This window comes from Phycisphaerae bacterium (assembly GCA_018003015.1).
In the GTDB taxonomy this organism is placed as follows: Bacteria; Planctomycetota; Phycisphaerae; order UBA1845; family PWPN01; genus JAGNEZ01.
Map to the genome: position 1 here is coordinate 1 of JAGNEZ010000134.1, position 4,998 is coordinate 4,998.

Here is a 4,998-nt window from a genome sequence, read left to right on the forward strand (position 1 = left end):
ACCCGCTCTCTTGCACACCAGACACGTGCCCCATCCGGGACCCCCGGGTCGACGATTCCCATCGTCATTGACGCGGGAATGTGGGAAGGATTGGCTGCTGACGACCAACCACTTCATTCCAACCACTGAGTGCACCGAGAACACGGCGCAAAACGCCAGGACAGGAAGCGAGTTCCGGCCCGCAGATCATGGGATTGACGCAGATGGAAAACAAGTGGGGCCGACGCCCTCGTTGGCCCTTCCTCTCGCCCGGTGCCACTGGCTGCCGGCCCGCCCGTGCTCGATCCTCACGCAGACTCGCAGAGATCGCCAAGGCAAGCGTACCCTGTTCAGGAGGCTTATACCACCCGAGAAAAAGAGCTGCATCCCGAATGGCATTAAGTTAACGGAATTGCTCTAAGTCTTTTTACTCCAAACACTTACATCGCTTGCGCAATAGGAGGCCTCCTGGCATGATGTTGTTGGCCAACGACATCACGAAAGGAGGCCATGGATGGTCACCATTCTACCCGCACTGCGGCAGGTCAGGGAAGACCTGGTCAAGATTCTGGATCGGGGCACCATCGAACGGCTCTGCGAGCGACTCGGATACCGTTGGCGGGATCGTCAACTGGACCCTTGGACTACGCTGCACCTGTTTATCCTGCAGGTGCTGAACAACAACACGGCCATGGCTCACCTGCCCCATTTGAGCGGCGAACCGTTCACGGCCTCGGCCTACTGCCAAGCCCGGCAACGACTGCCGCAGGAGATGTTCACCCGGTTGGTCGACCGGTTCAGCCGGCAACTCAACCCTTCTGGCGAGGCCCCGCTCTGGAAGGGCCATCGAGTCTGGTTGGAGGACGGCTCGGGTTTCTCCATGCCCGACACGCCTGAACTCCAGGCCTGCTTCGGCCAACCGGGCAACCAGAAGCCCGGCTGCGGTTTTCCGGTGGCTCACCTGCTGGCCCTCTTCGATGCCCAGGCCGGGTTCCTGCGCGACGCCATGGTGTTTCCTCTGCGAACCCAGGACTTCGCTCACGCCGCCGAATTGCATCCCAAACTGACCGCCGGCGACGTTCTGGTCGGTGACCGAGGATTCTGCTCATATGCTCATTTGGCCCTGATTTCACAGGCCCATCTGCATGGGGTCTTCCGTATCCATCAGAAGAGAATCGTCGAGTTCAACCCCCATCGTCCTTACGCGAACAAGACCCAGAGCAAGGGCCGTTCGAAATCCCGCTGGGTCAAAAGCCTGGGCCACTGCGATCAACTCGTGGAATGGCCCAAGCCCGCCAGCCGACCGAGGTGGATGACCGCCAAACAGTTTGCCCAGTTGCCCGACAAGATCCTCGTCCGGGAGCTCAAGTGGCGGGTCCGCGAGTCCAACCATCGCGTCCGAGAGGTCATCCTGGTGACCACACTCCTGGATCCAGTGAAATACCCGGCCAGCGAAATCGCCAGACTCTACCGCCTGCGATGGCAAGTTGAGATTCACCATCCATACTGCCTCCTTTGTCGCCATTCTTATCATGGGCCTGACTTCGGCTTGGGTTTTGTCAGTTCGGCCTCCCGTGGTTGACCGCCCCAAGTTCGAACACACTGACGCAGGCGGCGGAGACGACCCAGTTCATCGGCATCTGCCAGTACAATCCACTTCCCCCGAGCGCCCAGCAGTTGCCGTGCGTTGACCCATCCGCGGCGAATCCAACTATACAGGGTCGCCTGTGGAACCTGCAATTCGCGAACCAGATCGATGAACCACCACTCGCCTTCATTGAGACGGGGGCCGGCTCGGGGAACGGGGCGAGGGATCATTCGCCCTTGTCTCATCAGCAGATGCCGCACGATGTCCTTGTTGAACTTGAGGCGTCGTCTGGCGGGGTGCCAGCCCTCGCCGTTCAGTCGCTTTGCGATCTGACCCGTGGTGAGGCCAGCATCGCGAAGCTCGAACATCCGATCGATCAAACGTGAGTAATCCCGTAGCTGGTCGTAGCGTGCGATCGGACGCTCCAATTCGTGGTGGCTGATGAACCCCCCAGTCCAGTGGATCGCCATGTCCACGAGTTGGCTGTCTTGTGGGGCAGCCACCACGACTCTTTCGACCAAACAGCGAACGATCGTCTTTCGATCCAGGGGTGTCGTCAGTGGCGAGTTCCAGAGCGCCGGAATGTCACTGGCCAGCGCCCGGACGGCATCGCGATCCTCGTCGTCCAATCCAGGAGCTTGTTCCTGCCGGAACCGCTCGTAGGCCTCTTCGACTTCCCGCTGTTCCAGCAAGGCCTGCTCCCATCGTCGCTCGAGTTCACGGGCGACCAGGCGGTTCTCCGGTTCCACAACCTGATACTGGCGAGCTGCTCGCTGGGCGTCGTAGCGGGCGCGTTCCACGCGGTGTTCCCAATGTCGGACGATCTTACCGCGCTCTCGCTCGATGTCTGCGGCTGCCGTCAGACTCAGCTCCAAAGCCGCCGGCTCCAATACTCTGAGGATCTGGCGGCTCACGCATTCCTCAAGCACATGACCCGCCAGGCTCTGGCACGAGGGCGCGCCGTGATCAATCCGATCTCGCTGGCACAGATAACGCAATGCGCCGGCTCGTCCGCGATATGCTACCAGCATCCGTTGACCGCACTGCCCGCACACTACCAAACCGGCCAGCAAGGAAGGGCCTTCACGAGGAGCTCCCCACGCATCTGATCGGGCACGGTTCTGTTGCAGCCGATTCCGGTTCGCGATGAAACGATCCCACGTAATGTACGCGGGGAAGCGATCTTTGATCAGCACCGCGCAATGCTCAGGAGGGACGGCAACTCGCCCGGTAGCGGGTCGTCCTGGCAGCTTCCGTCGGGGATCGGTGCGGCGGCGACCCCAAGAGTACGCACCTGCATAGATGGGGTGCTTCAGGATGCTTGCCAGTGTCTGGCGGTTGGGCCGACGCCATTGCAGCCGACCACGCTCCTCACCCTTGTGGGGACGAATTCCGACGCGCACGTCGTGCCGAGCAATGTACATTAACACGCTGTGGATTGAACCCAGTTCGTCAAACTTGTCAAATACCAGCCGGACTACTCCCTGCACTTGTTCATCTGGGTCCAGCTCCAGTGATCCTGAAGGACCTCGGATGTAACCCATGGGGGCATGGTTGAACAGTTCGCCGCGCCTCGCCTTGTTCATCCGCCCTTGGTCCATCCGTTGCCGCAGGATGTGTAGCTCTGCCTCACTCAATGTACCCTTCAGTCCCAGCAGCAGCCGATCGTTGTAGTCCAACGGGTCGTACAATCCCTCCTGATCACCCAACAGCGTGCCGAAGACGGCGCACAGCTCCAGAAGATGATGCCAGTCTTTGCAGGACCGTGCCAAACGGCTCATCTCGATACCCAGAACGAGTCCAACGTGGTCCAGAGCGACCTCTGACAGGAGTTGCTGGAACCCCAGTCGTCCCTCTACTGACGAACCGCTGCGCCCCAGATCCTGGTCGATCACTAACACCCGATCCTTGGACCAACCCCACTCGACCGCCAGTCGCTGCAAGTTGTACTGGAGTGCGGTCGATTCCCTGTGCTCCAGCACCTGCTGTGGGCTTGACTGCCGAATGTAAACGACAGCCAGTCGTTCACGGTGGCGAGCCTTGATCTTCGCCGGCCCGACCGCAAGCGATGTTGATGCAGGAGCAGCAGTCGCACCCGGAACATCGGCAGGACAGATGCTGCCCCGTGGTTGCTCAATCGTGATCATGCGCCACCTCCTGTCCGAGAGGGGGCTTGCGTAACCGTTGAGCCACCATTCGACTCAGTGCTGCCAGGATCTTCTCCCGGCGGCAGGGTGACAGCACGCTCCACAGGTGTTTGAGTGGGAGAGTCTGCCCCGGTGCTACGGGGCGCGGGGGGGGACTGGGTCATCCTTGACTGGCGGCATAAGTCTCCTCCTGAGACGGCCTCCCGACGCTTCTGGCACCACCGTGCCAGTTCCAGCAGCGCCGATATCGACACCATACCCGACTGAGCATCCTTGTGGAAAGCTGCGTCTTGGGGTGTAGTGTGCCTGGTACACCGAGGTAGATCTGCGCGACCTCAAGATCACTCTCGGCCTGGACGTTCTCAAGGGACGCAGCGTCGACGTGGTGATGAAAGAGGTACAGGTATTCGTGCTGGTCTACAATCTCGTCCGGCTGGTGATGCTCAAGGCCGCCCGACGACAGCGAGTCAAACCCCACCGCCTCAGCTTCATCGATGCCCTCCGTTGGCTGCAGCCTCCCAAACCCCAGCAGATCTTCGCCGACCTCATCGTCAATCCCCACAGGCCCAACCGCCTTGAACCTCGATGCATCAAACGCCACATGAAAGAGTATGACCTGATGACACGACCTCGCCATGAAATGCGCAAACGCTTGAAAAAACGGCTAGATGCGGCTTAACTTAATGCCATTCGGGACGTAGCTAGTTTTATCAGGTTGTATGGTACTCATATACCCTTCATAGTATTTCAGGCGCTCCGCGAACTCCACGGTTGACACGAGGGTTCAGCGGTCAGCGATCAGCACTCGACATTCAACGGTCAGCGAGGAGGCCTCAGCAGCCAGAGGGGCGGTGTCTTGACCGCAGCGGGCGCAAAGGGACGCGGAGGCGGAGGGGGATCATCGGTCCTGTTTTTGTGCGTCTTGTGCCTGCACGTCGGTCTGGCCGAGTCGTTCAGTCGCGATTTCGACGGGAACCTGTCTCAGAATGAGGGGTTCGATTACGCCTGGGAGATGTTGATACGGGGATTGCGCCAGGCAACCTGCGAGAGGCGGATGTGACTGAGGCATGTCACTGAATCGCCTCGAGGCCGTGGAAGGATCAGTCTTCCGGGCGGTCCCCCGGCGGTGACATCTTCACCAAGCGAGGCATGAACCGGGCCACTGGACGAACGAGCGACTCCTGGGCGGCCATGACCTTATCGATGTCCTTGTAGACCCAGGGTGCCTCATCGAGGCTGGCGGAGAGCAGGGTGACTCCCTTCTCCTTCAGGTAATGTTTGACC

The 4,998-nt window shown here is 60.2% G+C and carries 4 protein-coding genes; 2 read left to right on the forward strand and 2 right to left on the reverse strand.

Features of this window, described 5'->3' with window-relative positions; all coding sequences use genetic code 11:
- The first annotated feature begins 493 nt into the window (after nt 1–493).
- Entirely contained in the window at nt 494–1,561 is a 1,068-nt protein-coding gene (locus tag KA354_25040; GenBank protein MBP7937915.1) for an IS4 family transposase, read from the forward strand.
- Here KA354_25040 and KA354_25045 read toward each other — a convergent pair.
- A complete protein-coding gene (locus tag KA354_25045) occupies nt 1,510–3,714 on the reverse strand; it encodes a recombinase family protein (GenBank protein MBP7937916.1) in 2,205 nt (734 codons plus the stop codon). The genes KA354_25040 and KA354_25045 overlap by 52 nt on opposite strands.
- 439 nt (nt 3,715–4,153) lie before the next feature.
- Here KA354_25045 and KA354_25050 point away from each other — a divergent pair, with 439 nt between their 5' ends.
- Nucleotides 4,154–4,393, forward strand: a complete 240-nt coding sequence (locus KA354_25050; GenBank protein ID MBP7937917.1) for a hypothetical protein — start codon at nt 4,154–4,156, stop codon at nt 4,391–4,393.
- 421 nt (nt 4,394–4,814) lie between these two features.
- On the opposite strand, the gene KA354_25055 is transcribed toward KA354_25050, so the two are convergent.
- Nucleotides 4,815–4,998 (reverse strand): RtcB family protein (locus KA354_25055; GenBank protein ID MBP7937918.1); only part of this gene is annotated, 184 nt, incomplete at its 5' end.